This window comes from Roseateles sp. GW821-FHT09H10 (assembly GCF_059415865.1).
Genome location: NZ_JBWKOB010000003.1, coordinates 422,031 through 447,708 on the forward strand (window position 1 = coordinate 422,031; position 25,678 = coordinate 447,708).

Genomic DNA, 25,678 nt, shown 5'->3' on the forward strand with positions numbered 1-25,678 from the left:
AAGTTCTATGTCGGCATGACAAGCGGTTGCGTCATGCGTCTTGTCGTCTTTCGACGAGATTCTGTTGGCTCCCCGACCTGGGCTCGAACCAGGGACCTACGGATTAACAGTCCGGCGCTCTACCGACTGAGCTATCGAGGAACAGAGCCCGTGACTATAGCAGTTTTTTGAGCGGCTTCAGAGCCGCACCTCGAGACTCGTGCGGAAAGTCCGCGGTGCGAGGGGGTAGAGGTAGCTGTGCTCGAACTGCCAGGGCGACTCGCGCCAGGCGCGGCGGTTGCTCAGGTTGTCCACGGCGGCGCGCCAGATCCAGGTCTGGTTGCCGACATTGCGCAGATAGCGCACACCGGCATCGGCCACCGTCCAGGAGGGCACGGCGATGCTGTTGTCGGGCGTCGCGAAGCGGCTGCCTTCATGGCGGATGCCGAGCTGGGCCTGCAGGCCGGGCAGCAGGTCCTGGCGCACATGGGCCTTGATCGTCGTCTCCGGCACATTGGGCGGACGCAGGCCGTTCAGGCCCGCGTCAGCGCTGCCTTCGCGGCGCGCCTTGAGCTTCATGGCGCTGCCGAACAGCCCGCCGCCGCTCCACTTCAGGTCGGCGCTGGCCTCGATGCCGCGATGGCGCGCGTAGCCGTCGGCGCGGCGCTCACAGCTGCCGTCGACGTCGCAGCTGCCGATATCGCGCCACGCCGGCCGGCGGATGTCGAAGGCGGTCAGCGAGCCTTCGACACGCTGGCTGCCCGTCTTCAGGCCGATCTCGGTCTGGCGGCTCTTCAGCGCCGGCAGGGCCTGGCCGCGGTTGATGTAGCGGGCGCGGTTGGGCGCGACCTCGCTCTCGACGCCCTGGCCCCAGCTTGCGTAGACCAGCCAGTCGCTGGCGATGGCGTGGCTCAGAGCGACCCAAGGCGTGGTGACGCCTTGCGAATAGTCGGTGGCGCGCGAGCCATCGGTGCGCACGCTCTCGCGATGCAGGCGGGTGTGGCGCAGGCCCAGCCAGGCGGTGGTGCTGGCGCCCAGGGCCACGCGGTCGCGCAGATAGAGCTCGTTGCTGCGCTCGTCGCGGTTGGTGTTCTCGTCGGTCAGGTCGGGCTGGGCTGTGGTGACGGCACTGCCGTCGATGTTGCCGGTGCCAGCGTAGTTGTAGGCCTGGCGCTGGAAGCGGCTCTTGAACTGGCTGGTCAGTCCACCGACGGTGAGGTCATGGCGCATGCCAGCCAGCTGCACCGGGCCGGTCGCGGAGATGTCGAGCGCCGTCGTGTCGCGGTGCTCGTTCTCGCTGCGGAAGTCGTAGAGGTCGTAGCTGCCGTCGGGGCAGAAGCGGTCCGGGTAATAGTCGCCATTGGCGGCGCTGCAGCCATAGGCATAGGCCAGGCGGTCGTCGGTGCGCAGGCGCTGGATGCCGAGGGCCGCCTGGGCACGCCATTCGCCGCCCAGCTTCTGCTGCACGCGCAGCGACGCATGCGTGTTGTCGAAGACGACGGGCAGGCTCCAGGGCTGGTTGTTCAGGTTGAGCTTGGGGTCGATGCTGCCGGCATCGGGCAGGCGGTTGCCGAGCAGGCTGAAGCCTTGCTGGCTGGGCTGGCTCTGGCGATTGAACTCGATCTCGGCCTCGACCAGGGTGTCGGGGCTCAGGCGCCAATCGGCGGCCAGGGCCGCGGTGTGCGAGCGGCCCTTGCTGTTGCGCAGCTCAGGCTCCAGATGCGCCGCGGCGAGGTTCACGCGCAGGCCGAACTCGCGGCCGGCGCCGAAGCGCTGGGAATGGTCCAGGCTGGCCTGCACCGAGCCGCCCTGGATGGCCTCCAACATCAGCGCCGTGCCGTCCTCGGCCAGCGGGCGCTTGACGACGAAGTTGACGATGCCCGCCGGCGAGCTGGTGCCGGCCTGCATGCCGGAGCTGCCCTTCAGCACCTCGATGCCCGACTTGTTGACCAGCGACAGCGCGGTCTCGCCCATGATGGGCAGGCCGTCGCGGCGCAGGTTGAAGCGGTTGTCGAGATCGAAGCCGCGGATCTTCAGCTGCGACCAGTAGCCGACGGCGTTGTAGGCGTCGGAGATGGAGGCGTCGAGCTTGGTGATGCCCGAGAGCTGGTGGATGCCCAACTCGTCCAGGCGTTCGGCCGACAGGCTCAGGGCCTGCATGGGCAGCTTGGCCGGTGGGTCGTTGAAGCCGGACAGGCTGGGCACGGCCTCGGTGGCTTTGCCGCTCACGCTGACTTGGGGGAGAGATTGGGCCGAAGCGAGATTGGCGGCGAGCAGCGCCGTGGCGGCCGCGATGGAGGAAAGAGAATGGAGTCGTGCCATCGGAATGCAAAGCGATGGCAGGTCGGCAAACGCGGCGGGGCTCTGGAGACGAGAGAGATGAGAGGCCCGGCTGATCGGCTGCTTCCCTGCGCGAGGATTACCTCAATCAGGTTCAAAGGGACTGTCTCAGTCGCGCGCTGCCGTGGCAGGCGCAACACCCCTAGCGAAGACGCGCCCCACGAGGCGGCGCGTAGGCCGGATTCTACGGGTTACGTGCGGTTGCGGCCTTCCATCTCCGCGCGCAGTTTGTCCTCCTGTTCACGAAGCTCAGGCGTGAACTCGGCGCCGAAGTCCTCGGCTTCGAAGAAGGGCCGGATCTCGATGTCGCTCGGGCCGGTCATCGGGTTGGGGCAGCGCTTGACCCATTCGACGGCTTCGTCCATGGACTTCACGTTCCACAGCCAGTAGCCGGCGATCAGCTCCTTGGTCTCTGAAAAAGGGCCGTCGATGACGCTACGCTCCTTACCCGAGAAGTGCACGCGCTTGCCGGCCGAGCTGGGCTTGAGGCCGTCGCCGCCCTGCATGATGCCGGCCTTGACCAGTTCCTCGTTGTAGGCGCCCATCGCCGCCAGCAATTCGGTGGAGGGCATCTGGCCGGCTTCGGACTCGGCGGTGGCTTTGACGATCACCATGACACGCATCGGGGTCTCCTTGGTTGAGATGCGCACGGTACGACGATCCGCGCGCCGCCGTTTCGTCAAAGCGTAAAAAAGCCACCCCCAGGTGGCTCGTCGCGAGGGCGCTTCGGCCTCAGTCGAACACCGGCGACTCCACGCCCAGCACCTTGTGCAGCTTGGGGCTGGTCGTCGTGTACTGCAGATGCACGCGCTTGTCCGGGAACACATAGGGCGCCGCGCCGAAGGCCGCCAGCGCGGTCTCGTGGAAGCCGCTGAGGATGAGCTTCTTCTTGCCCGGATAGGTGTTCACGTCGCCGACCGCGAAGATGCCCGGCACGCTGGTCTCGAACTTCTCGGTGTCGACGACGATCTGCTTGCGCTCCAGGGCCAGGCCCCATTCGGCGATGGGGCCGAGCTTGGGGCTGAGGCCGAAGAAGGCCAGCACCTGGTCGCAGGGCACGACGCGCGTGATGCCGTCGTTGCCGGCGATCTTCAGGCCGGTCAGCTGGCCGTCGGCCTCCGTGATGCCGACGGTCTGGCCGACGATGAACTGCATCTCGTGGGCGTCGCAGAGTTCATGCATCTTGGCGACGCTGGCCGGCGCGGCGCGGAAGCCATCGCGGCGGTGCACGAGGATGACGCTCTCGGCCTTGTGGGGGTTGCCGTCCTTGTGGGCCGCGCAGAAGTTCAGCGCCCAGTCCAGGGCCGAGTCGCCGCCGCCGATGATGAGCAGGTGCTTGCCGGCGAACTGGTCGGGGCCCTTGACGCGGTAGTGGACCTGGGTGCCCTCGTAGGGCTCCACGCCCTCGACCTTCAGCGTGCGCGGCTGGAAGCTGCCCACGCCGCCGGCGATGAAGACCGTCTTGGTGACGAACTGCGTGCCCTTGCTGGTCTCGACGATGAAGCCGCCGTCTTCCTGTTTCTGGACGACGGTGACTTCCTGGCCCAGATGGAAGGTCGCGCCGAAGGGCTCGATCTGCCTGAGCAGGTTGTCGGTCAGCTCCTTGCCGGTGCACACGGGCACGGCCGGGATGTCGTAGATGGGCTTGTCGGGATACAGCTCGATGCACTGGCCACCGGGGTAGGCCAGGCTGTCGATGATGTGGGCCTTGATCTCCAGCAGACCCAGCTCGAAGACCTGGAAGAGGCCGACCGGCCCGGCACCGACGATGACGGCGTCAGTGTGGATGGCGTCGGGCCTGATCTCTGCAGCCTGCATACGACAGAAATGCGATCAGCGGATCAGCTCGGGCAGCTTGCCCGTCTTGTCTTTCCACTCGTCGGCGTCCGGCAGGGCCGGCTTGCGCTTGGTGATGCTGGGCCAACCCTTGGCGAGGTCGGCGTTGATCTTGATCATGTGGATCTGATCGCCCGGCACATCCTCCTCCGGCAGGATCGCGTTGACCGGGCATTCGGGGATGCACACGGCGCAATCGATGCACTCATCGGGGTCGATGGTCAGGAAGTTCGGGCCTTCGCGGAAGCAGTCCACCGGGCAGACGTCGACGCAGTCGGTGTATTTGCAGCGGATGCAGGCTTCGGTGACGACGTGGGTCATGGGCAGCTCTGGGAAGTAAGGGGCGCCTTAGATGGGCAAGGTTTCAGGCGAAACGACGATTTTAAGGTCGCCGCGGTTTTGATCCTGCAGGTGGACGGGACTGGCCCCTGTCCCGACGGTGACGACGGTGGGGCGGCCGCGGTGCAGCAGCGAGGCGCGGCCGAGATCGGCCAGGGTGTGTTCGCTGGTGATGGCGTCGACGCATCCAGCCCGGCTGACGACCAGCGTGGGCGTGTCAGCGGCCCAGCCAGCAGCCAGCAACTGACGGCTCAGGGCAGCCAACTGGCGGCCGGCCATGTAGAAGACTTCGGTGTCGGCGGAGCGGGCCGCGCGCAGCTCGCCGGCCTCGGTCATGGCCGTGGTCAGGCTCACGCTGCGGCCACGGCCACGGCGGCTCAGCGGGCGCTGGGCCTGGGCGGCGGCGGCCAGGGCCGCGGTGACGCCGGGGACGACTTCGCTGGCGATGCCGGCCTCGGCCAGGGCCTGCAGCTCTTCTTCGAGGCGGCCGAAGACGCTGGCGTCGCCGCCCTTCAGCCGCACCACAAGCGCGTGCTCTCGCGCCGCCTTGACCAGCAGCGCATTGATCTCGGTCTGCTTGGCCGAATGCTCGAAGCCGCGTTTGCCGACGGAGATCCAGCGGGCGTTGGGCGCCAGCTCGCGCAGGCCCGGGTCGGCCAGCGCGTCAGCGAGCACGACGTCGGCCCGCGACAGCGCACGGGCGCCGCGCAGCGTGATCAGGTCGGCGGCGCCGGGGCCGGCGCTGACGAAGATCACTTTTCCGGCAGTCATGGGTGCACCCTTCGCACTTCGTGCTGTCCCGCCAAGCGGGAGCGAGCTTGCTTGGGGCGGCCCGGCGCGGCGCTCATCACCAGGCCTCTTCCGCCGGCGCGGCGGCTTGCACGTCCACCAGCAGGGCGCCGCTGGTGCGGTGGCTGGCGGGGTCGACGACGATCAGCGCGCCGCCGACGCGGTTGTCCACGAAGGGCTCGACGGGCAGCTCGTGCTGCACTTCCATCTGCACACGGCCGATGGTGTTGACGGGCAGCTCGTGGGCGTCCTGGGGCTGCAGTGTGTTGATGTCCAGCACCGAGTCGATGGCCGAGATGCGCGCCTGTACCCAGCGGTTGCCATGGCGCACCCAGTATTTGCGACCGGGCTTGGCGGCTTCGGTGTCCAGCCAGGCCAGCGTGGCCGGGAAGGTCTTGGTCGACGCGGCCGAGCCGGGCGTGACGATCCAGTCGCCGCGGCTCACATCCAGCTGGCGGTCCAGCACCAGGCCGGCCGAATCGCCCGCTTCGGCGCTGGCAACGGTCTCGCCGGCCAGGCGCACTTCAGACACAACAGCCGTTTGCTTCGACGGCAGCACCTCGATGGTGTCGCCGGCCTTCACGGCGCCGTGGGCGATGCGGCCCCACAGCACGCGCGGCTGGAAGCCCGTGCCTTCGGACTGGTGGGCATTCTTCTGCACGTACTGCACAGGCAGGCTCAGCGGTGCGTCGGCGCGCTCGCTCAGCGTGGGCAGGCGCTCCAGCACCTGCAGCAGGCTCTCGCCGTTCCACCAGGGGGCGTCCAGCGGCTGGGTGACGTTGTCGCCACGCAGGGCGCTCACCGGCACGGTGGCGGCCACGTTCAGGCCGGCGGCGGCGGCGAATTTGTCCAGCGCCATCTTGACCTTGGCAAAGCCCGCGCCAGCATCCTCCAGCGCATCGATCTTGTTGATGGCGAAGACGATGCTGGGTACGCGCAGCAGCTGGGCCAGCAGCGAGTGGCGGCGGGTCTGCGGCAGCAGCACCACTTCGTCCTGCGTCAGGTCCAGCTTGGTGATGTCCACCAGCACGACTGCGGCGTCGCTGCCGGCGGCGGCCGTGACCATGTTGCGGGTGTACTGCTCATGGCCGGGGGCGTCGGCAATGATGAACTTGCGCGTCTTGGTGGCGAAGTAGCGGTAGGCCACGTCGATGGTGATGCCCTGTTCGCGCTCGGCTTCGAGGCCGTCGGTCAGCAGGCTCAGGTCGATGGGGCGGCCGGCGGCGCGGCGCTCGAGGGTGTCGAGCTGGTCGGCCAGGATGGCCTGGCCGTCGAACAGCAGGCGGCCGATCAGCGTGGACTTGCCGTCGTCAACGGAGCCCGCCGTGAGGAATCGCAGCGCCTTCATCAGAAATACCCTTCCTTCTTGCGCTTCTCCATGGAAGCTTCACTGGTGCGGTCGTCCATGCGGGTGGCGCCGCGTTCGCTGACGGTGACGGTCAGCGTCTCGGCCACGACCTCGCTCGCGTTCGCGGCGGGGCTCTCGACCGGGCAGGTGCAGGTCATGTCGCCCACGGTGCGGAAGCGCACGGTGGCGGTCTCGACGATCTCACCTTCTTCCGGCGGCGTCACGTCGGTCAGCGGCACCAGCAGGCCCTTGCGGCGGATGACCTGGCGCTCGTGGGCGTAGTACATCTGCGGCAGCGGGATGTTCTCGCGGGCGATGTAGAGCCAGACGTCCAGCTCGGTCCAGTTGCTGATGGGGAAGCAGCGGAAATGCTCACCCGGGCGGATGCGCGTGTTGAACAGCGTCCACAGCTCGGGGCGCTGCTCCTTGGGCTGCCATTGGCCGAAGCTGTCGCGGTGGCTGAAGATGCGCTCCTTGGCGCGCGCCTTCTCCTCGTCGCGGCGGGCGCCGCCGATGAGGGCGTCGAACTTGTGCTCTTCGATGGTCTCGAGCAGCGTCACCGTCTGGTGGCCGTTGCGGCTTTCCAGCGGGTGGCTCAGGCGGATGGTTCCCTTGGCCATGCTGTCTTCCAGGTGGCCGACGACGAGGCGCTCGCCCATGTCGGCGACGCGCTGGTCACGGAAGGTGATGACCTCGGGGAAGTTGTGGCCGGTGTCGATATGCACCAGCGGGAAGGGCAGCTGGCCCGAGTAGCCACTCGGGTGAGCCGCGTTCTTCATCTTGAACGCCTTCTCGGCCAGGCGCAGCACGACGCAGCTGTCCTTGCCGCCGGAGAACAGCAGGGCGGGGCGCTCGAAGCTGGCCGCCACCTCGCGCAGGATGAAGATGGCTTCCTCTTCCAGCGCATCCAGATGCGCGTGGTCGACGTCGGCAATGAGTTGTTCGGGTTTCACAGCAGCATTCATGATTTCGCGTGCAGGCCGCACTCTTTGGAACTGTCCTCCCACCACCACCGCCCAGCGCGGAAGTCCTCGCCGACGGCGATGGCGCGCGTGCAGGGCGCGCAGCCGATCGAGGGCATGAACTGGTCATGCAGCGGGTTGTACGGAACCGCGTATTTTTCTACATAGGCCCAGACCTCGGCCCAGGTCCAGTCGGCGATGGGGCTGATCTTGCGGCGGTTGTTGCCGTCGTCTTCGTCAAAGGCGACGTCGCCACGCGCGCCGGATTGCTCGCGGCGCAGGCCGGTGATCCAGGCCGAGCGGCCCTTCAGCATGCGGCCCAGGGGCTCCATCTTGCGGATGCCGCAGCAGGCCTTGCGCAGCTCGATGCTCTTGTACATCGCCTCCTCGCCCTCCTTGCGGACGAACTGGATGACGGCGTCGGCCACCGGCTTGAAGACCTCGACCTCGCGGCCATAGCGCTCGTGGATGCGCGGGATCAGGGCCAGCGTCTCGGGGTGCAGCTTGCCGGTGTCCAGCGTCGAGATGGCGATGGGCAGCTGGGTGCGGGCGATCAGGTCGGTGATGACCATGTCTTCCACGCCCAGGCTGCTGCTTTGCACCAGGCCGTCGCCATGCTGGATGCTGGCGTCGCGCAGGCGCTGCAGGGCGGCCTCGATCTTGGCGTCCAGGGCCGGTGTCCATTTGGCATACAGGCCAACGGCATTGCCGGCCGCAGGCGCAGCGGCCCAGGGCAGGCTGCTGACTTCCGAGCTCACGCGGCCACCTTTGACGATGAGCGTTGGAACCAGGGACGCGTCTCGCTGACGTCGCCTTGATAGAAGCCGACCGGCGCGAAGATGTCCAGCGCCTTTTGTGCAAAGGCCTGGGACTGGTCGCCGCGCATGACGACCTCGTCGAAGCCGGTGCGGGCCAGCAGCTGCATCATGTCCACCAGCACTTCGCCGCGGGCACGGATGGCGCCCTTGAACTTGAAGCGGCTGCGCAGGATGTGGGCCTGGCTGTAGGCGCGGCCGTCGGTCCACTTGGGGAACTCGAGCACGACGACGGCGATGCGGTTCAGGTCCGGCACGAGCTGGTTGATGTCGGCGTCGTTGGGGAACTCGATGGCCACCGGCAGATCGGCCGGCCAGCGCACCTTGACCGCATGCCATTGCTCCAGGCTCAGCAGGCGATGGGCCGCCGGATCGGGATCGGGCTTGGGGCCGTCTTCACCGACGGCATGCTGCCAGGGGCAGGTGGAGGCGTTGATGAACTTCATGCTTGAGCCTTGGCGGTGGACACGCGAATCGCATTCGCGGCGGTCTTGAAAGGGTCGAGGCCCAGGCGCTTCACCGCATCGATGAAGTGCTCGCCGGCCAAGCGCTCGCGCTTGAAGGTGTCGATGACGGCGTCGATGGCGTCGGCGATCTCGTCGGCCGCAAAGCTCGGGCCGATGACCTTGCCGGCCACCGTCTTGCCCGACAGCACGGTGCCGTCGCTGCCGCCCAGCGTCAGCTGGTACCACTCGGTGCCGTCCTTGTCGACACCGAGGATGCCGATGTGGCCGCTGTGGTGGTGGCCGCAGGAGTTGATGCAGCCGCTGATGTGCAGGTCGATCTCGCCCAGGTCCTCGAGCTCGTCCTGATCCTGGTAGCGCTCGGCGATCTCGGCCGCCAGCGGCAGCGAGCGGGCATTGGCCAGAGCGCAGAAGTCGCCGCCGGGGCAGGCGATCTGGTCGGTCAGCAGGCGGGCATTGGGCGTGGCGAAGCCCGCGGCGCGGGCGGCCTGGAAGAGCTCGGGCAGGTCAGCCGCCTTGACCCAGGGCAGGACCAGGTTCTGGCGGTGCGACACGCGCAGCTCGCCGTGGCTGAACTGGTCGGCCAGCGCAGCGGCCGTGTCCATCACGTCGGCGTTGGTGTCGCCGGGCGCGATGCCGACGCGCTTCAGGCTCAGCGTCACGGCGCGGTAGCCGGCGACGCGGTGGCCGTCGACATTGCGTTCCAGCCAGCGGGCGAAAGCGGGGTCGCTGGTGTCCAGCACAGTCTCGGCTTGCGGCGTGACGCCGGCCGGGTCGACGAAGCAGGCCGCCACGCGGTCCAGCTCGGCCTGGGGAATGATGTGCTCGTGACCGCCGTTGTCGTCGGCCAGGATGCGGCGGTATTCCTCGTTGACCGCGTCGAAGAACTTCTGGCCCTCGGCCTTGACGAGGATCTTGATGCGGGCCTTGTAGAGGTTGTCGCGGCGGCCGGCCAGGTTGTAGCAGCGCACGATGGCCTCGATGTAGACGAGGATGTGCTGCCAGGGCACGAAGGCGTTGATCTCGACGCCCGGGATGGGCGTGCGGCCCATGCCGCCGCCCACCAGCACCTGGAAGCCGACCTCGCCGGCCGCGTTCTTCTTCAGCTGCAGGCCGATGTCGTGCCAGCCGATGGCCGCGCGGTCTTCGGCAGCGCCGCTGACGGCGATCTTGAACTTGCGCGGCAGGTGGGCGAACTCGGGATGCAGGGTGCTCCAGTGGCGCAGGATCTCGCAGTAGGGGCGGGCGTCGACGATGTCGTCCGGTGCGATGCCGACGAAGGCGTCGCTGGTGATGTTGCGGATGCAGTTGCCGCTGGTCTGGATGCCGTGCATGTCGACCTCGGCCAGCAGCTCCATGACGGTTGCGCTGTCCTTCAGCGGGATCCAGTTGTATTGCAGGTTCTGGCGCGTCGTGAAGTGGCCGTAGCCGCCCTGGCCGGCGAAGGGGCCGTCGGGCTGGCGGTCGTACTCACGGGCAATCTTCGCGAGCTGGCGCAGCTGGCGCGAGGACAGCTCGCCATAAGGTACGGCGACGCGCAGCATGGGCGCATGGCGCTGGATGTACCAGCCGTTCTGCAGGCGCAGGGCACGGAAGTCGTCGGTGCTGAGCTGGCCGGCGTAGTGGCGCTCCAGCTGGTCGCGGTATTGCGCGGCGCGGGCGTGGACGAAGCGGCGGTCGAAGTCGGTGTACTGGTACATGGTCTCTGGGGCTCAGGCCAGGAGAGAACGGTAGATATTGAACGTGCTGACGAGAACGATGGTCGATCCCACCAGAGCCAGCAGGGCCTTGGTGTGCAGTCGTCGGGTCAGCTGCGCGGCAAAGGGTGCGGCAAACAGGCCACCCAGCACCAGGCCGGCGACGGTGGTCCAGGGGCTTTCGTTGCCAATCAGGACGGCGAACACGCCGGCGCTGATGAAAGTCAGGAAGAACTCGGCCAGGTTGACCGAGCCGATGGTGGTGCGCGGGTCGTTGCCGGTGCCGACCAGGGTGGTCGTGACGACCGGGCCCCAGCCGCCGCCGCCGACCGCGTCGACGAAGCCGCCAAACAGGCCCAGCTTGGCCACATGGCGGGGCTCGCCGCCGCGCGCCTTGATCTTGCGGAAGATCTTGCTGATGACGTACAGGCCCATCAGCAGCAGATAGGCGGAGATGAAGGGCTTGATGGCCTTGCCGTCGATGCTGGACAGCACCCAGGCGCCCGAGGCCGCGCCCGCCATGCCGGGCACCAGCAGGCGCAGGAAGAGGTTGCGGTTGACGTTGCCCAGCTTCAGGTGGGCGATGCCCGACACGCCGGTCGTGAACACCTCGGCGATGTGCACCGAGGCGCTGGCGATGGCGGGGCTGCTGCCGGTGGCCATCAGGAAGGAGGTGCTGGTGATGCCATAGGCCATGCCCAGGGCGCCGTCGACGGTCTGGGCCAGCAGGCCGACGGCGACCGCCGCCCAGAATTCATGGCTGGCCAGGGCCGAGGCGATCAGCTCGAAGCCGCTGAGGCTGCCGGTCGGCTGGCTGAACAGGCGCGAGGCCAGGGCGATGGACAGCGCCATCAGCAGGGCGATCACCGACCACAGCGCCGTCTTCAGCACCGGGTGGCCGGGATCGCTCGCATGCGTGACGGCGTTCTCCAGCGGCGGCAGGCCGAGTTCGGCATGCTCGGCGTTGACGGGGCTGTAGCTGAGGTCGAGGTCGCGGACTTTCATTGAGGCCGCGACTCTAGGGAATGTTGCAGTGCCGCAGAACTACATTCTTCTTGGGGCTATATGCCCAAGTTGAATAAGCAACCTCAGTTTGTGGCCAAAACCCGCAGGGCAGCGACCTGTTCAGCGATGCGAATCGGCACCATTTCGGTGCCATCCAGCATGGCGCGGATCAAAGCGGCGTTATCGGGCGGCGTGCAGGCGGGCGACAGGGGCCAGTCCAGATCGGCGGTGTCAGCCGGATGCAGCGGGGCGGTCTGGCCGTCCTGGAAGCCAATCAGATGGGCCTTGCGGCGCAGATGGGCATAGGCCTCGCCCTCGCTGGCCCGCATCAGCATCGCCCGCCCGCCGTCTGCCGTCAGGCCGGGCAGGGCGGCGCCCATGCTGTCCAGGTACTCCGGATGGGTCACGGCCACCACCCGCACGCCCCGGCCGGCCGGGAAGGGGTCGAGCAGCTTGGCCAGGCTGTGCGAGCTGTTGCGCAGGCCCAGGCGGGGGCGCAGGGCCATCAGGTTGTTCAAGCCAGGGTTGAGCATCTGCAAAGGCAGGACGGCCAATTTGTCGCGCGCCAGCCGCGCCTCGGCCTCTGCGAGCGAGGGGCTGGCGGGCAGGCCCAGGGCGTCCAGCAGTTCGAAGGGGCTGTGGCGGCTGTCGAAATCGTGGCGGCCGAAGATCAGTACCGGCACGCCTTCACGCGCCAGCAACTGGGCCACCAGCGGCATCAGATTGGACTGCTTGCGGGCGCCGTTGAAGCTGGGCAGCAGCACGGTGCGCGGGCCTTCGGGCGCGGCGAGGGGTGCCGTTCGGGCCTGCATGGCGGCGAGGAAACCGGCCACCTCGTCGGCGCTCTCGCCCTTCACGCGCAGGGCGATCAGCATGGCGCCCAGCTCCATGTCGGGCACCTGGCCGTCCAGCATCTCGCCGAAGAGTTGTTCGGCCTGCTGGCGCGTCAGGTCGCGCGCGCCGCGGGCGCCGCGGCCCATTTCCTTGATCAGTGGTGCGTACTCCATGCCGCCCAGTGTAGAAAGGGCACAGCGGCAGAAAAAAGGGCCGCGGTGTGCGGCCCTCGGTGTGAATGTCGGTCAGAACGCCATGCGGGCGCCCAATGACACCATGCGCACGTTGTGGCGCTCGCCCAGGTAATGGGCCCGGGTCGTGTCCACGCCGAGTTCCATGCGGGTCGTTGGCGTCAGCGCGTAGTTGACGCCGACGCCGACGATGGGCTGGGTCTTGCTCTGGCTGTCCGAGGCGCCGCCCAGCGTGCCGACCTCGGCATTGAGCTTGGTGCGCACGCGTGCCACGCCCAGGCGGCCGACGACACCCCAGTCCGGAGTCAGGTTGGCGGTGTAGGCGCCGCCGACGTGCAGGGCGTCGGGCCTGGCGTTCAGGCCCAGCGGGCCCCGCGAGGCGTGGAACTTGCCGAAGTTGGTGTAGCCGCCTTCCAGCGACAGGCCGTTGCCGAAGCCATAGCCGAACACCGCCTTGCCGCCAAGGGCATTGCGGTCGCAGTCGTGCCCGCCCGTGCAATCGGTATTCAGATGGCTTTGGCCGAGGGACACCAGGCCATAGCTGTGAGGGGCGGTGATGCTGCCGCTCGATCGTGAGGTTTGGGCCTGGGCGCCGGCGGCCAGGGCGAGGGCGGCAAGACTGAGTGCAATCTTTCTCATGGGTACTTCTTTCTTCCTAACTTCATCCATCGGAGCGCAGACACCGGGTCGGAGGCTGCGGCGATACGCGACGCTGTCGTCGCTGGGGCATCCTCAAGGCCTCAAATAGCCCCACTTGTAGGACTTGGACCCCCATGGGCGACGGACTGCCGCCCGGTGCCGGCCCATGTCGTAACGACAGGCAAGTTGCTCGCGGGACGGGGATACTGGTGCAACGCTGCTGCCTTTCAGGACCCATGCCGCCCATCAAGCCCAAGACGCTTTACATCACGCTGAGCTTTCTGATGGTGGGCCTGGTGGCCCTGGTGTACGGCGTGCTGTTGCTGCACGAACGCTCGCGCAGCGACGCCTTGATGCTGCAGCAGGCGGGTGCTGCCGCGAAGCGGATCGGCCGCGAGGCGGCCGCGGCCGTCGAGACCGAGCTGAGGCCGGCACGGGTCAGCGTGGCCCTGCTGGCCACGGGCGCCCTGGGCCGGGCCGGCAGCGAGGCCGAGCGCCTGGCCGCCCTGCCGCAGATGGCGGCGGCCCTGCGTGTCAATGCCTCGGTATCGGCGGTCTATGCCGGCAACTCGGGCGGCTCCTTCGTGCTGCTGCGCCGCCTCAGCGATGTCGCGACGCGCAAGCGCATGGAGGCTCCGCCCGGGGCCGCCTTCGGGCTGCAGAGCGTGAACCGCGACGGCGGCGCGCCGCCGCGCGGCAGCTATCGCTTCTACGACGCCGATCTGCGCGAGCTGCTGCAGCGCGACCGCCCCGAGTACGACTTCGACCCGCGCACCCGGCCCTGGTTCACGCTGGCCCAACAGGCCGGCGAGGGCAAACTGGTGCAGTCGGCGCCCTACCGTTTCTTCACGACGGGCGAGCCTGGCGTGACCCTGGCCCAGGCCCATGGCGGCGCCATCGTCGGCGCCGACGTCAGTCTGAAGGCCCTGGGCGACATGCTGAGCAAGCCCCAGATCAGCCGCTCGGCCGAGTTGCTGATCGCGACCCAGGGCGGCGAGATGCTGGCCGAGGCCCGGCGTGAAAAGAGCGCCGTGCTGAAGGACGGCCAGGGCCTGCCACGCGTGGGGGAGGCCGGGTCGCCGCTGATGCGCGAGCTGTGGGGCCGGCGTGATGCCGAGGGTCATCTCGCGCCGGTGCAGACCATCGCTGGCCAGGAATGGGTCAGCCATGCGCTGCCGCTGCAGGGAGCCGTCGACGCCGGAGCGCCCCTGGTGCTGCTGATGGCGGCGCCGCGCGAGGAACTGCAGGCTTTCCAGCTCGAGAGCCGCCGCCACAGCTTCTACATCTCGCTGGCCCTGATGTTCCTGCTGCTGCCGCTCGTGCATCTGCTGGCCGACCGCGTGTCGCGGCCGCTGCGCAACCTGGCCCGCCAGGCCGAGGCCATCGAGCGTTTCGAGTTCGACGGCCCCGACCCCAAGCGCAGCCTGATCCGCGAGGTCGACCGCCTGGCCATCGCGATGACGGCCATGAAGCATTCGCTGCGGCGCTTCCTGGACATCAGCGATGCGCTGAGCGCCGAGCGTGATTTCGACACCCTGCTGGACCTCATCCTGCGCGAGACCATCGCCGTGGCCGGCGCCAGCGGCGGCTCCGTCCACCTGCTGTCGTCCGATGGCCAGACGCTGGAGCCGGCGGCCTCGCGCATCGGCGGCGAGACCTCGTCGCGCCGCGGCCTGACCTGGCAGGTGGATGCCGCCGACAGCGTGGCGGCGCCGGTGCATGCGCTGCGCGCCAACGGGCCGGTGGAGGTCGACCTCAGCTGGGACGACCCGGCCCACCTCGCGGCCTACGAGCGCTTGTTCGCCGGCCTGGGCGCCTCGCGCATGCGGCTGCTGTCCATGCCGCTGAAGAACAGCCAGCACGAGACCATCGGCACGCTGACACTGACCTTCCCGCGTTCGGCCGAGCGGCCGCTCGAACCCTTGGGCGCGGCCCGCGTGGCCTTTGTCAGTGCGCTGTCGGGGACTGCCGCCGTGGCCATCGACAACCAGCTGCTGCTGCGCGCCCGCAAGGAGCTGCTGGAGAGCTTCATCCAGCTCGTCGCCGGCGCCATCGATGCCAAGAGCCCCTACACCGGCGGCCACTGCCAGCGCGTGCCCGAATTGACCAAGATGCTGGCCCAGGCCGCCTGCGAGGCCACCGATGGCCCCTATGCCGGATTCACGATGGACGCCGACCAGTGGGAGGCCCTGCACATCGCGGCCTGGCTGCACGACTGCGGCAAGGTCACGACGCCGGAATATGTCGTCGACAAGGCCACCAAGCTCGAGACTCTCTACAACCGCGTGCACGAGATCCGCACGCGCTTCGAGGTGCTCAAGCGCGACGTGCTGATCGAGAAGCTGGAGGCCGAGCTGGGCGAGGCGGGCACGCAGCGCGCCCGTGCCGCCGCCGCCGCGCCCCAGGCTGCGCTGGATGCCGACTACGCCTTCGTCGCAGCCAGCAATGTGGGTGGCGAGGCCCTGGACCCCGAAGCGGTGGCGCGGCTTCGCCGCATCGGCGAGCAGCGCTGGTCGCGCACGCTGGATGACAGCCTGGGCCTGTCCATCGAGGAGCTGCGCCGCCAGCCCAGGACGCGTCCGCCGCTGCCGGCCGCCGAACGGCTGCTGCAGGACCGGCCCGAGCACATCCTGTCGCGCCCCGCCACCGAGCAGCTGCCCGGCGACAACCGCTGGGGCTTCAAGCTCAGGCAGCCCGAGCACCTGTATCACCGCGGCGAGCTGCACAACCTCACGATCTCGCGCGGCACGCTGACCGAGGAGGAGCGCTACAAGATCAACGACCACATCGTGCAGACGCTCAAGATGCTGCACGAGCTGCCCTTCCCCAAGCATCTGCGCGACGTGCCCGAGATCGCCGGCGGCCACCACGAGCGCATGGACGGCAAGGGCTATCCGCGCGGCCTGACCGGCGAGCAGATGAGCCCGCAGGCCCGCATGATGGCGGTGGCCGATGTCTTCGAGGCGCTGACGGCCGACGACCGGCCCTACAAGCCCGGCAAGCGCCTGTCCGAGGCGCTGGCCATCATGCGGCGCATGGTGGGCGAGGGCCATCTCGACCCCGAACTGTTCGAGCTCTTCCTGCGCTCCGGCGTCTGCCTGGACTACGCGCGGCGCTTCATGGCGGCCGAGCTGGTCGACGTGAAGGACGTCGGCGCCTATCTGTCCTGACGGCTGACGCTGAACCTGAGGGGCGCGCCCTTCAACAGCTGTTCGCCGGCGCCATCGTGCAGGCTGACGACGGCCTCGTAGTCGCCCAGGGGCAGGTCGACGACGGCCTCGCTGCGGCCATCGGTGAGGTTCTGGCGCACCACGTTGCCGCCGCCCTTGGGCGTGAAGGCGAGGCGGAAGTGGCCGGTGTCCTTGATGGCAGTGCCGGCCGGCGCCACGCCCAGGCCGCCCAGCACGCCGAGCGACAGCGCGAAGGGGCTGGACACGGCCTCGTCGTCGCGCAGGTTCTTCACATAGACCTCGCGGCCATTGGTGGCGCGCGGCGCGGCGCGCTGGTCCTGGTACCAGGCCTCGCAGCTGTCGCGGTCGCCGGCGACGACCTTGGGCGCCGGGTCGCTGGCCCGCTTGCCCACCACTTCGATGGCGATCTCGTTGCTGAAGACGAAATAGGGCTTGTGGGCATGGTCGGCGAACAGCAGGCGCAGGGTGTGCTTGCCGGGCGGCAGGTCCAGCTCGGTGCCGGTCTGGGCCTTGCCGAAATGCTTGTGCGTGTTGGAGAAGGGTATGGGCGCCGTGTGATCCTTGGGCAGGGGCGTGTCGATGAGGATGTGGTGGTGGCCGGCCTTGTCATTGGGGTTGCCAGCCGGGATGACGCCCATGCCACGGATGCCGAATTCCACCCAGAAGGGGGTGCGCACCCGGTAGCCGGTCTTCAGGTTGCCGAAGTGCACCGAGACCGGCTCGCGCAGGTCGACGGCCGTGCGCTGCACCGTGTGGGCCAGCCAGCATTGGCGTTCCAGCGGGTCGGCCGGCAGCGGCTCGGAGGCAGCCAGGGCCGGCAGCAGAACCAGCAACCCCAGGGTCAGTCGAGTGGCAGATTCCATGCGAGCCCTCCGTCGGCGTATGCCACCGATTCTGGTGGCCTGGGCCGGCGAAGAGCGTCGTGAAAGTTGCGGATGCTCAGGCCGCCTGAAGCTGGTGGGTCAGGTGCAGCTCGCCGAACAGATCCTTGGGGTCGGCCATGCTGGGGATCAGGTCCAGCGGGGCGCCCAGGCCCAGCTGCTGGGCCAGGTCGTTCAGCAGGCGCAGGGCCGAGAAGTCTTCCAGCGCGAAGCCGACGGAGTCAAACACCGTGACTTGGGCATCGCTCTCGCGGCCCGCGGCCTCGCCGGCCAGCACGCGCCAGAACTCGGTGACGGGGAAGTCGGCCGGCATCTGCTGCATGTCGCCCTCGATGCGCGATTGCGGCTCGAACTCGCAGATGACGCGGGCCATCTCCAGCACGCCGCGGTGCAGCTCGGTCTTGCCGGGGCAGTCGCCGCCGACGCCGTTGATGTGCATGCCGGGCTCGATCATGTCGGGCGTCAGGATGGTGGCGTTGGTCTTGTCGGCGGTGACCGTGGTGACGATGTCGGCGCCCCGGACGGCTTCCGCGATGGAGGCACAGACGGTCAGCGTCAGGCCCGGCGTGCCCTGCAGATGGCGCACCAGCTTGGCGGTGGCGGCCGGGTCGATGTCGTAGAGGCGCAGCTCGCGGATGCCAAGCAGGTGGTGGAAAGCCAGGGCCTGGAATTCGCTCTGGGCGCCGTTGCCGATCAGGGCCATCACGCGGCTGTCGGGGCGGGCCAGGCGCTTGGCCACCATGACGGAGGTGGCGGCGGTGCGCATGGCGGTGGTCAGGGTCAGCTCGGACAGCAGCGCGGGCGAGCCGGTCGCCACGTCGGCGAGCACGCCGAAAGCCATCACGGTCGGCAGACCGAAGCGATGGTTTTTGGGGTGGCCGTTGACGTATTTGAAGCTGTAGTGGGAAGCGTCGGCGATGGGCATCAGCTCGATGACGCCGTCGTCAGAGTGGGCGGCGACACGGGGCGTCTTGTCGAACTCGGCCCAGCGAAGGTAGTCGGATTCGAGGTTGGCGACGAGGCGGCGCAGTAAATCGGGAAGTCCGACGCGCTGCACGATTCGGGCGACGTCTTGGGTGGTGAGGACGGTGGTCATGAAGGTCTCCGGAATGTGTTGAGGCGATTCTTCCGAGGCGGCATGCCAAACAGAAGCGCAAGTCCTGCTCAGTAATGCATGGCAATTTGGCAAAATGGCACTGGAAATTGCCATATTGAACAAAATGGACGCTCTAGACCAGCAACTCCTCGCTCTGCTGCGCACTGATGCCCGGGCGAGCGTTGCCACCCTCGCCGCCAAGCTCAAGGTGTCACGCGGCACCGTCACCAACCGCATCGCGCGTCTGGAGGACAGCGGCGTCATCACCGGCTACACGGTGCGCCTGCGGCCCGATTCGGTGCCCGACGAGATCACCGCCTGGATGAGCATCACGGTGGAGGGGAACCGCACCCGCGAGGTCGTCTCCATCCTGCTCGGCGAGCCGGGCATCACCGGCCTGTTCGACACCAATGGCCGCTGGGACCTGCTGGCCGAGATCCGCAGCTCCAGCCTGCAGGAGCTGGCCGATGTGCTGGAGCGGGTGCGCCTCATCAAGGGCATTGCCGGCACCGAGACCTCCATTCACTTGCAAAGCTACAAGCTGGGCTAGCCGGCTCGGTTATCGTGCGCCCGCTTCCCCTGCCTTGAAATGAATCCTGTCCTGATCCGTCGTGCCTGGCTCGCGGCCTCCCTGCTGGCGCTGGCCGGCTGCTCGGTGCTGCCCAGCCAGCCACCGCAGCCGCCCGTCGTCGTCACGCCGACACCGGCGCCGCCCGATCCACCGCCCCTCGTCAAGCCGCCTCCCAAGCCACCGCGCATCGGCCTGGCCCTGGGCGGCGGTGCCGCGCGCGGCTTTGCCCATATCGGCGTCATCCAGGTGTTCGAGGAGAACGGCATCAAGGTGGATCTCGTCGCCGGCACCTCGGCGGGCAGCTTGGTGGCGGCCCTCTACGCCTCGGGCAAGAACGGCAAGGAGATGCAGACCCTGTCCGACAGCATGGACGAGGGCGCCATCACGGACTGGTCCTTTCCGCTGCGAGGCCTGATCCGCGGCGAGGCGCTGGCGCGCTTCATCCGCGACAAGACTGGCGGCAAGAACATCGAGCAGATGGTGGTGCCGCTGGGCATCGTCGCCACCGACCTGTCCGACGGCTCCTCCATCCTGTTCCGCAGCGGCGACACCGGCACGGCCGTGCGTGCATCGAGTGCCGTGCCGGCCGTGTTCCAGCCGGTGCGCATCGGCCAGCGCGAGTTCGTCGACGGCGGCCTGGTGTCGCCGGTGCCGGTGCGCTTCGCCAAGGAGATGGGCGCTACCCTCGTCGTCGCGGTGGACATCACCTCGCCGCCCGAGAAGGACCCGCCGGGCGACGCCTTCCGCATGCTGATGCAGACCTTCTCCATCATGGGCCGCAGCATCAATATGTTCGAGCTGAGGGATGCCGACGTCGTCATCCGGCCCAAGCTCGATGGCGTCGGCAGCGCTGACTTCACGGCCCGCCGCCGCGCGGTGCAGGCTGGCCGCGAGGCGGCCCTGGCCATCTTGCCGGTCCTGCGCCAGCGCATCGCAGAAAAGACCCGTTGAAGCCATGGATGCCGAGACGCCGCTCTTCCCGCTGCGCTCGGTGTTCTTTCCCGACGGGCATCTGGCCCTGCGCATCTTCGAGCCGCGCTATCTGGACATGGTGCAGCGCTGCCATGCGCGCGGCGAGCCTTTCGGCATCGTGGCGCTGACCTCGGGTGACGAGGTGCGCCGGCGCGAGGGCGAAGGCTTCCAGGCTGAGGCCTTCCACGACATCGGCACCTTGGCGCGCATCGAGCATTTCGAGCATGCCCAGGCAGGCCTCATCCAGATCCGCACGCGTGGCATGCAGCGCTTTCGGGTGCTGGGGTCGCGCTGTCTCAGCCACGGCCTTTGGGTGGGGCAGCTGCAAGCCTTGCCGGACGATCAGGCCGTGCCGGTGCCCGACGACCTTCGCAAGGCGGCCCGGCAGTTGCAGGACCTGCTGGCGGGCTGGGCGGCGCGCGCGGCGGCCGAAGACCTGCCCGTGCAGCCGCCCCATCAATGGGAGGACGCCGGCTGGCTGGCCAACCGCTGGGCCGAGCTGCTGCCCATGCCGGTCGAAGCGCGTCAGCGCCTGATGGCCATGGACAACCCATTGCTGAGGCTGGAGCTGGTGGTGGACCGGCTGGACGCGATCATGGCGTCGCGCTCGTAGGCGCGCCGCCCTTCGCAAGGCGTCGCACAGCACGCAGCTGCGGTGCTCGGTCCGTGCTCAGCGGTTCAGCCAGTCCGTCAGCGTCTTCAGCACGTCGGCCTTTTCGGGCTCGTTGAAGATCTCGTGGAAGAAGCCCGGCCAGGGCTGGGTGGCGACGACATGGGCGGGAGCTCCCGCGGCGAAGGCCTCGCTGCCGCGCGGCGTCACGCAGCGGTCGGCGCCGGCCCACATCAGCAGCGTCGGCAGCGTCCAGCGCGGCGCGTCGCCGATGGCGCGGGCGCCGGCGTCAACGATGAAGCGGGTCAGGCGCGCGGTGATGCGGTCGTGCACCAGCGGGTCGCTGGCATAGGCCTTGACGACGGCGGTGTCGCGGCTGATCCACTCAGGCTTGAGGCCGTTGCTGACGGCCAGGCCGGGGAAGAGCGAACCGGCCACGGCCAGCAGCGCCTTCTGGAAGCCGGACAGTCCGGGGTCCAGCGCGGGCGAGGACAGCACCAGGCCGTCCAGAGGCCGGCTCCAGGCGGCGGGCTTGCCCGTGAGCGCTTCGGCGGCGAAGCGCGCGGCGATCAGGCCGCCCATGCTGTGTCCCAGCAGCACGAAGCGCTTGCCCGGCTTGCGCACGGCATCGATGACCTTGGCCGTGTCGCGCAGCAGCGCGTCGTGGTCGGGGATGTCGCCCTTGCGGCCCTCGCTGTGGCCGTGGCCGCGATGGTCCCAGCCATGCACATCCCAGCCGGGGGCGTTCAGGGCCGCGGCGACATGGGCATAGCGCTCGATGTGCTCGCCCAGGCCATGGCAGATCAGGACCTGGCCGCGCTCGGCGGCCGGGGTGGGCCAGTGGCGCAGGTGGAGCTTGAGGCCGTCGTCGGTGGTGGTGGTCATCGCGTCGAGGGGGGTGGCGGCGTGGCGTCGGGGCGCAAGTTTGCCCCAGCCGCTTCGCCTCCCGCCTCAGAACCCTGCCGCGAACCCAACACTCTTGCGTAGGCCCAGGTGAATTCGGCGCCGATCAGCAGGATCTGGGCCGAGAAATACACCCAGACCAGCAGGGCCACCACCGAGGCCGCCGCACCGAAGCCGGAGGCGACGCCGCTGCGCTGCAGATAGCTGCCGATGCCATACCGGCCCAGAGCAAAGAGGCCGGCCGTGACGAAGGCGCCCAGCAGCACATCGCGCCAGGCCACGTGCACGCGGGGCATCAGCTTGAAGATCAGCGCGAACACCGCCACCACCAGGCCCTGGCTGAAGACGGTGTTGACGACGGCCGCGATGCGCAGCCAGTCGCCGAACCAGGGCTGCCACCAGGTCTGGGCGGCCGCCATCGTCGCGTCCAGCAGCAGCGACACCAGCAGCAGAAAGCTCAGCCCGAAGATGAGGCCGAAGCTCAGCAGCCGGGCGCGCAGCCAGTTCAGCCAGCCCTGCACGGGCTTGGCCGGCACGCGCCAGATGGTGTCCAGCGCGTCCTGCAGCTCGGCGAACATCGTCGTCGCGCCGACCAGCATCAGGCCCAGGCCGATGACGGTGCTGAGCCAGCCGCCGGCCGGCCAGGAGACCGACTTGAGCATGCTCTCCACCGTCGAGCCCGCGGTGGGGCCGAGCAGCGCGGAGAGCTGGTCGAAGAGCTCGCCGCGCACCGCCTCGCCACCCCAGACCAGGCCGGCCACCGACACGACGATGAGCAGCAGCGGCGCCAGCGAGAACAGCGTGTAGTAGGCCAGGGCGGCGCCCATGCGGGGGCCGCGGTCGGCCAGGAAGCCGTCGAAGGTCAGCAGCAGCACGCGGCCCAGCGGGCGGATCGGATCAAGCCAGCGCATGCGCCGAGTCTGGCGTCAGGCGCTGGCCGGCGCTGTAGGAGTAGGGCCTGTTAACGCTACGGCAACGGGTCGCGCAGGCCCGCCGCTAGGGGCCAATCTAGACGCAGCGCGCCGCCCGCACTCATGTGCGGGCTAGGGCTGTAACAACGAGTGGCCCCTAGCGGCGGGCCTGCCCGAAGGGTTGTGGCCAGAAAGGCCGCATGCTGTGTTGCAGATCCTCGCTGGGTCGACACCCAGCTTGCGGTCTGCTGTCGGGCCTGCGGCCTTTCTGGCCACAACGCGACCCATTGCCGTAGTGTCAGCAGGCCCTAAAACGCCATGCGGGCCCCCACGCGGTACTGGCGGCCCAGCACGTCGTAGAGGAAGGGGTTGATGCCATAGCCCGTGCCCGTCTGCGGCGCGGCGACCGGGTCGACATCGGTCAGGTTGTCGATCTTGAAGTAGACGCTCAGCTGCTTCGACAGCTTGTAGGAGCCGCCGATGTCCCAGTAGAAGGCGCCCTTCATCTGGTTGTTCAGGATGGTCGGATGCACGACGGTCGAGACCGGGCAACTGGCCTGGCACTCGATGTATTCGTTGTTGTAGACGCCCTTGCTGATCCAGCGCTGCGAGACGGTGAAGTTGGCGGTGTCGCTGTCCCAGGCCTGCGAGAACTGGCCCTTCCACTTCGGCGTGTTGCCGAGGTTGACGCCCGCTGCCTCGGTCGGGATGGTGCCGACGACACCCGAGTTGGTGACGAAGCTGCGCGTGTGCGTGGCCAGGGCGCGCAGCGTGATCCTGCCCGGCAGGCCCATGCCGAGATCGAAGCGGTAGACGCCTTCGAGGTCGAAGCCCTTGTTGCGCATGGAGGCGAGGTTGAAGGCTTGCAGCGTGACGAACTTGGTCGCGCTGACGAGGTCCATCGCGGCGCAGATCTCCTGGTTGCCGGCCACGCAGAGGTCCACCTCCTGCTGGGCGTTCAGCGAGGAGATGACGTCCTTGACCTTGATGTCGAAGTAGTCGACGGAGGCGCTGAAGCCCGGCGCCCATTTGGGCTGCGCGAGCACGATGCCGAAGGTGGTGTTGCGCGCGATCTCGGGGCGCAGATTGGTGTTGCCGATGGTGCGCTGCTGCACGGTCAGCGTCGTGCCCTGGTAGTTGACGGTGTTGTTGACGACCAGGGGAGCGGCGAAGAGCTCGCTGAGGTTGGGCGCGCGCACGTCCTGCGAGGTGACGGCGCGCAGGCGCAGGCCGTCGATGCCGGTCTTCCACGTCGAGCCGGCCTTCCAGGCATTGACGCCGCCCGAGGTGCTGTAGCGGGTGTGGCGGCCTGCGATGTTGAAGTTGGCTTCGCCCATCTCGCGGGACTTGAACAGCGGCACATTGAGCTCGATGAAGCCCTCCTTGACCGTGTAGCTGCCCTCGGCGTTGTGATAGTTGCCGGCATACCAGTTGTTGCCGATGTTGGTGTTCAGCAGCGGGTCGGCCGGGTAGTCGGGCGTGTTGGGGCTGCCGGCGGAGACGCCGTTGCCGTAGGGGTCGCCGGTGACGTAGTAGGCCTCCTTGCGCGCCTCGGCGCCCAAGGCCAGGGCCACCGGACCGGCCCACAGCGAGAAGGGCTCGCCGTTGACGGCGAAGCTGGCCACGGTCTGGCGCTGCCGCGAATGCTGGTGCGGGCCGTTGGCGGGCTCGATGTAGGCCATGGCGGCCGGGTCGGCGGGCACGTCGCCGATGATGTTCAGCGGCTTGCAGCCCGAGGCGACGGCGACCGGGTTGCGGCAGATGATGCTGCCGTTGGGGCCGCGGATGGCGTCGATGGCGGCGTTGTAGCGCGCGTTCAGCGACATGTTGGCGACGCGGATGTCGATGGTGTTCTGGCCGTGCTGGGCGTAGGCGTCATAGGTCCAGGGCGTGCCGAAGGCGTCGAACTTGCCGTTGGCGCCCACCACCGCGCGCAGCTGGGTGCGCACCGGGTTGACCTCGATGTCCTTGGGGAAGACGGCGTTGGACGTGCCGTACTGGAAGCTGGTGATGTTGTTCGTCGCGCACAGGGCCTGGATGGAGGCCGGCACGAAGGGGTTGTCGCACTGGATGGTGAGGTTGGCGTTCTTGGCCGCGCCGGGGTTGGGCGTGAAGCGCGAGTCCACCTTGCCGTAGTTGAAGGTGAAGAAGACCTCGTGGTCGTCATTGAGCTCGTAGCTGCCGCGCGTGTAGGCCACCTGGCGGGTCATGTTCATGCCCAGGGTCGTGCCACCGCCGACGGTGCCGGCCAGATCGCCGCCGACGCAGAAGGGCGTCACGCAGCCCGTCACGGCGCCGGTGCCGGTGGGCACGCCGTTCGAGCCGTAGTTGAACTTGAAGGGCACGCCGTCCTTGCCGAAGGCCGTGCCTTGCAGCGGGCCGTTGGTGATGAGGCCGTACTTGGCGTACTGGAACTGCTGGGCGTTCTCGATGAAGGTGTACTGGGGCTTGCCGTCGTTGGTCTGGCCAATCGGGCGCACCTGGAAGGCCGGGTTCTTGAACCAGGTCCGGCCATTGGCGCCGGCGCCGCCGAAGCGCGGCGAGGGCACGCCGTCCTCGCGGTGGTACTCGGCGCTGGCGATCAGGTGGGCGCGGTCGCCCAGGAAGCCACGACCCCAGGCGGCCTGCAGGGTGCGGTTCTTGTCGTCGCCGTAGTTGGTCTGGCCGGCTTCGACATTGGCCTTGAAGCCGCTGAAGCGCTTGTCGGTGACGAAGTTCACCACGCCGCCGACGGCGTCCGAGCCATAGGAGGCCGAGGCGCCGCCGGTCACCACGTCGACCTGCTTGATCAGCAGCTGCGGGAACTGGCTGACGTCGGTCACGCCCGTCACGTTGGCGCCGATGACGCGCTGGCCGTCAATCAGCGTCAGCGTTCGGATGGGCGTCAGGCCGCGCAGGCTCAGCGAGCTCAGCCCCTGGATGCCGCTGCTGGTGCTGTTGGTGCTGGTGGTGCGGCCGGTGCTGCCCTGCAGGGCCGGCAACTCGGCCAGGGCGTTGAAGAGATTGGGCTTGGCGGCCTTCTCCAGGTCGGCGGCATCCATGCGCGTCGTCGGCGTGGGCTGGGTGAAGCCCTTGGCGTTGATGCGCGAGCCGGTCACGACGACGGGGCTGAGGATGTTGCCGCTGGCCGCGTCTTCAGCAGGCGTCTCGGCGGTCTGGGCCTGGGCCTGCAGGGCGAAGGTAGCGCAGGCGCCGAGGGTGGCGAGGTGGATCAGGGTCTGGCGACCGGGGCTGGGCATGAGAGGTCTCCTGGTTCTTGCAGCCTGTGCCGCTGCTTGTGGTTTGGAACGCTGGCCCCGATCGGG

Annotated in this window: 22 protein-coding genes, 1 tRNA gene and 1 riboswitch; of the genes, 4 read left to right on the plus strand and 19 right to left on the minus strand. The window is 68.5% G+C overall.

The annotated features are described in order from the left end of the window. Positions 1–65: 65 nt before the first annotated feature. The 14 genes from AC07OY_RS17500 to AC07OY_RS17565 form a co-directional block, all read right to left on the minus strand. Positions 66–141 (minus strand) — tRNA-Asn (locus tag AC07OY_RS17500). A gap of 36 nt (positions 142–177) precedes the next feature. Then, positions 178–2,301: a TonB-dependent siderophore receptor gene (locus tag AC07OY_RS17505; protein WP_495043886.1), complete on the minus strand. Its 2,124-nt coding sequence runs from the start codon at positions 2,299–2,301 to the stop codon at positions 178–180. A gap of 66 nt (positions 2,302–2,367) precedes the next feature. Further along, positions 2,368–2,473, minus strand: a riboswitch (TPP riboswitch). A gap of 37 nt (positions 2,474–2,510) precedes the next feature. Further along, the gene (locus AC07OY_RS17510; protein ID WP_495043887.1) at positions 2,511–2,942 is read right to left on the minus strand and encodes a YciI family protein; all 432 of its coding nucleotides are present in this window, start codon (positions 2,940–2,942) and stop codon (positions 2,511–2,513) included. Positions 2,943–3,051: 109 nt separating this feature from the next. Beyond that, positions 3,052–4,137: an NAD(P)/FAD-dependent oxidoreductase gene (locus AC07OY_RS17515; protein WP_495043888.1), complete on the minus strand. Its 1,086-nt coding sequence runs from the start codon at positions 4,135–4,137 to the stop codon at positions 3,052–3,054. A 15-nt stretch (positions 4,138–4,152) separates the two neighbouring features. Next, a complete protein-coding gene (gene fdxA, locus AC07OY_RS17520; RefSeq protein ID WP_056194839.1) occupies positions 4,153–4,476 on the minus strand; it encodes a ferredoxin FdxA in 324 nt (107 codons plus the stop codon). 27 nt (positions 4,477–4,503) lie between these two features. Further along, entirely contained in the window at positions 4,504–5,265 is a 762-nt protein-coding gene (gene cobA, locus AC07OY_RS17525) for a uroporphyrinogen-III C-methyltransferase (protein ID WP_495043889.1), read from the minus strand. A 76-nt stretch (positions 5,266–5,341) separates the two neighbouring features. Beyond that, positions 5,342–6,631: a sulfate adenylyltransferase subunit 1 gene (locus AC07OY_RS17530; protein WP_495043890.1), complete on the minus strand. Its 1,290-nt coding sequence runs from the start codon at positions 6,629–6,631 to the stop codon at positions 5,342–5,344. Beyond that, on the minus strand, positions 6,631–7,596 hold the full coding sequence (gene cysD / locus AC07OY_RS17535; RefSeq protein ID WP_495043891.1) for a sulfate adenylyltransferase subunit CysD: 966 nt from the start codon (positions 7,594–7,596) through the stop codon (positions 6,631–6,633). Before cysD ends, AC07OY_RS17530 begins: the two co-directional genes overlap by 1 nt. Continuing rightward, positions 7,593–8,351, minus strand: coding sequence for a phosphoadenylyl-sulfate reductase (locus AC07OY_RS17540; RefSeq protein WP_495043892.1), 759 nt, complete (start codon positions 8,349–8,351; stop codon positions 7,593–7,595). Before AC07OY_RS17540 ends, cysD begins: the two co-directional genes overlap by 4 nt. Next, the gene (locus tag AC07OY_RS17545; RefSeq protein WP_495043893.1) at positions 8,348–8,854 is read right to left on the minus strand and encodes a DUF934 domain-containing protein; all 507 of its coding nucleotides are present in this window, start codon (positions 8,852–8,854) and stop codon (positions 8,348–8,350) included. Before AC07OY_RS17545 ends, AC07OY_RS17540 begins: the two co-directional genes overlap by 4 nt. Next, entirely contained in the window at positions 8,851–10,572 is a 1,722-nt protein-coding gene (locus AC07OY_RS17550; RefSeq protein ID WP_495043894.1) for a nitrite/sulfite reductase, read from the minus strand. Before AC07OY_RS17550 ends, AC07OY_RS17545 begins: the two co-directional genes overlap by 4 nt. 12 nt (positions 10,573–10,584) lie before the next feature. Further along, positions 10,585–11,574, minus strand: a complete 990-nt coding sequence (locus AC07OY_RS17555) for a sulfite exporter TauE/SafE family protein (protein WP_495043895.1) — start codon at positions 11,572–11,574, stop codon at positions 10,585–10,587. Positions 11,575–11,657: 83 nt separating this feature from the next. Then, positions 11,658–12,581, minus strand: a complete 924-nt coding sequence (ybiB, locus tag AC07OY_RS17560; protein ID WP_495043896.1) for a DNA-binding protein YbiB — start codon at positions 12,579–12,581, stop codon at positions 11,658–11,660. Between the two features lie 72 nt (positions 12,582–12,653). After that, positions 12,654–13,238, minus strand: a complete 585-nt coding sequence (locus AC07OY_RS17565) for an outer membrane beta-barrel protein (protein ID WP_495043897.1) — start codon at positions 13,236–13,238, stop codon at positions 12,654–12,656. A 236-nt stretch (positions 13,239–13,474) separates the two neighbouring features. Here AC07OY_RS17565 and AC07OY_RS17570 point away from each other — a divergent pair, with 236 nt between their 5' ends. Next, complete coding sequence (locus AC07OY_RS17570) at positions 13,475–16,408, plus strand: HD domain-containing phosphohydrolase (protein WP_495043898.1); 2,934 nt, start codon at positions 13,475–13,477, stop codon at positions 16,406–16,408. On the opposite strand, the gene AC07OY_RS17575 is transcribed toward AC07OY_RS17570, so the two are convergent. After that, positions 16,396–17,292, minus strand: a complete 897-nt coding sequence (locus tag AC07OY_RS17575; RefSeq protein WP_495043899.1) for a DUF4399 domain-containing protein — start codon at positions 17,290–17,292, stop codon at positions 16,396–16,398. The genes AC07OY_RS17570 and AC07OY_RS17575 overlap by 13 nt on opposite strands. A gap of 76 nt (positions 17,293–17,368) precedes the next feature. Beyond that, positions 17,369–18,406, minus strand: coding sequence for an ornithine cyclodeaminase (ocd, locus tag AC07OY_RS17580; protein ID WP_495043900.1), 1,038 nt, complete (start codon positions 18,404–18,406; stop codon positions 17,369–17,371). A 124-nt stretch (positions 18,407–18,530) separates the two neighbouring features. Here ocd and AC07OY_RS17585 point away from each other — a divergent pair, with 124 nt between their 5' ends. The 3 genes from AC07OY_RS17585 to AC07OY_RS17595 are packed head-to-tail and all read left to right on the plus strand — an operon-like array spanning position 18,531 to position 20,562. Next, a complete protein-coding gene (locus AC07OY_RS17585; protein WP_119042653.1) occupies positions 18,531–18,956 on the plus strand; it encodes an Lrp/AsnC family transcriptional regulator in 426 nt (141 codons plus the stop codon). A gap of 39 nt (positions 18,957–18,995) precedes the next feature. After that, complete coding sequence (locus tag AC07OY_RS17590) at positions 18,996–19,928, plus strand: patatin-like phospholipase family protein (protein WP_495043901.1); 933 nt, start codon at positions 18,996–18,998, stop codon at positions 19,926–19,928. A 4-nt stretch (positions 19,929–19,932) separates the two neighbouring features. Further along, the gene (locus AC07OY_RS17595; protein ID WP_495043902.1) at positions 19,933–20,562 is read left to right on the plus strand and encodes an LON peptidase substrate-binding domain-containing protein; all 630 of its coding nucleotides are present in this window, start codon (positions 19,933–19,935) and stop codon (positions 20,560–20,562) included. A 57-nt stretch (positions 20,563–20,619) separates the two neighbouring features. Here AC07OY_RS17595 and AC07OY_RS17600 read toward each other — a convergent pair whose 3' ends face one another. The 3 genes from AC07OY_RS17600 to AC07OY_RS17610 all read right to left on the minus strand — a co-directional run bounded on the left by AC07OY_RS17600 (position 20,620) and on the right by AC07OY_RS17610 (position 25,612). Beyond that, complete coding sequence (locus AC07OY_RS17600) at positions 20,620–21,444, minus strand: alpha/beta hydrolase (protein WP_495043903.1); 825 nt, start codon at positions 21,442–21,444, stop codon at positions 20,620–20,622. Beyond that, the gene (locus AC07OY_RS17605; RefSeq protein WP_495043904.1) at positions 21,441–22,373 is read right to left on the minus strand and encodes a YihY/virulence factor BrkB family protein; all 933 of its coding nucleotides are present in this window, start codon (positions 22,371–22,373) and stop codon (positions 21,441–21,443) included. Before AC07OY_RS17605 ends, AC07OY_RS17600 begins: the two co-directional genes overlap by 4 nt. A 308-nt stretch (positions 22,374–22,681) precedes the next feature. Further along, positions 22,682–25,612 (minus strand): TonB-dependent receptor plug domain-containing protein, encoded by a 2,931-nt coding sequence (locus AC07OY_RS17610; protein WP_495043905.1) that lies wholly within the window; start codon positions 25,610–25,612, stop codon positions 22,682–22,684. Between the last annotated feature and the right edge of the window lie 66 nt (positions 25,613–25,678).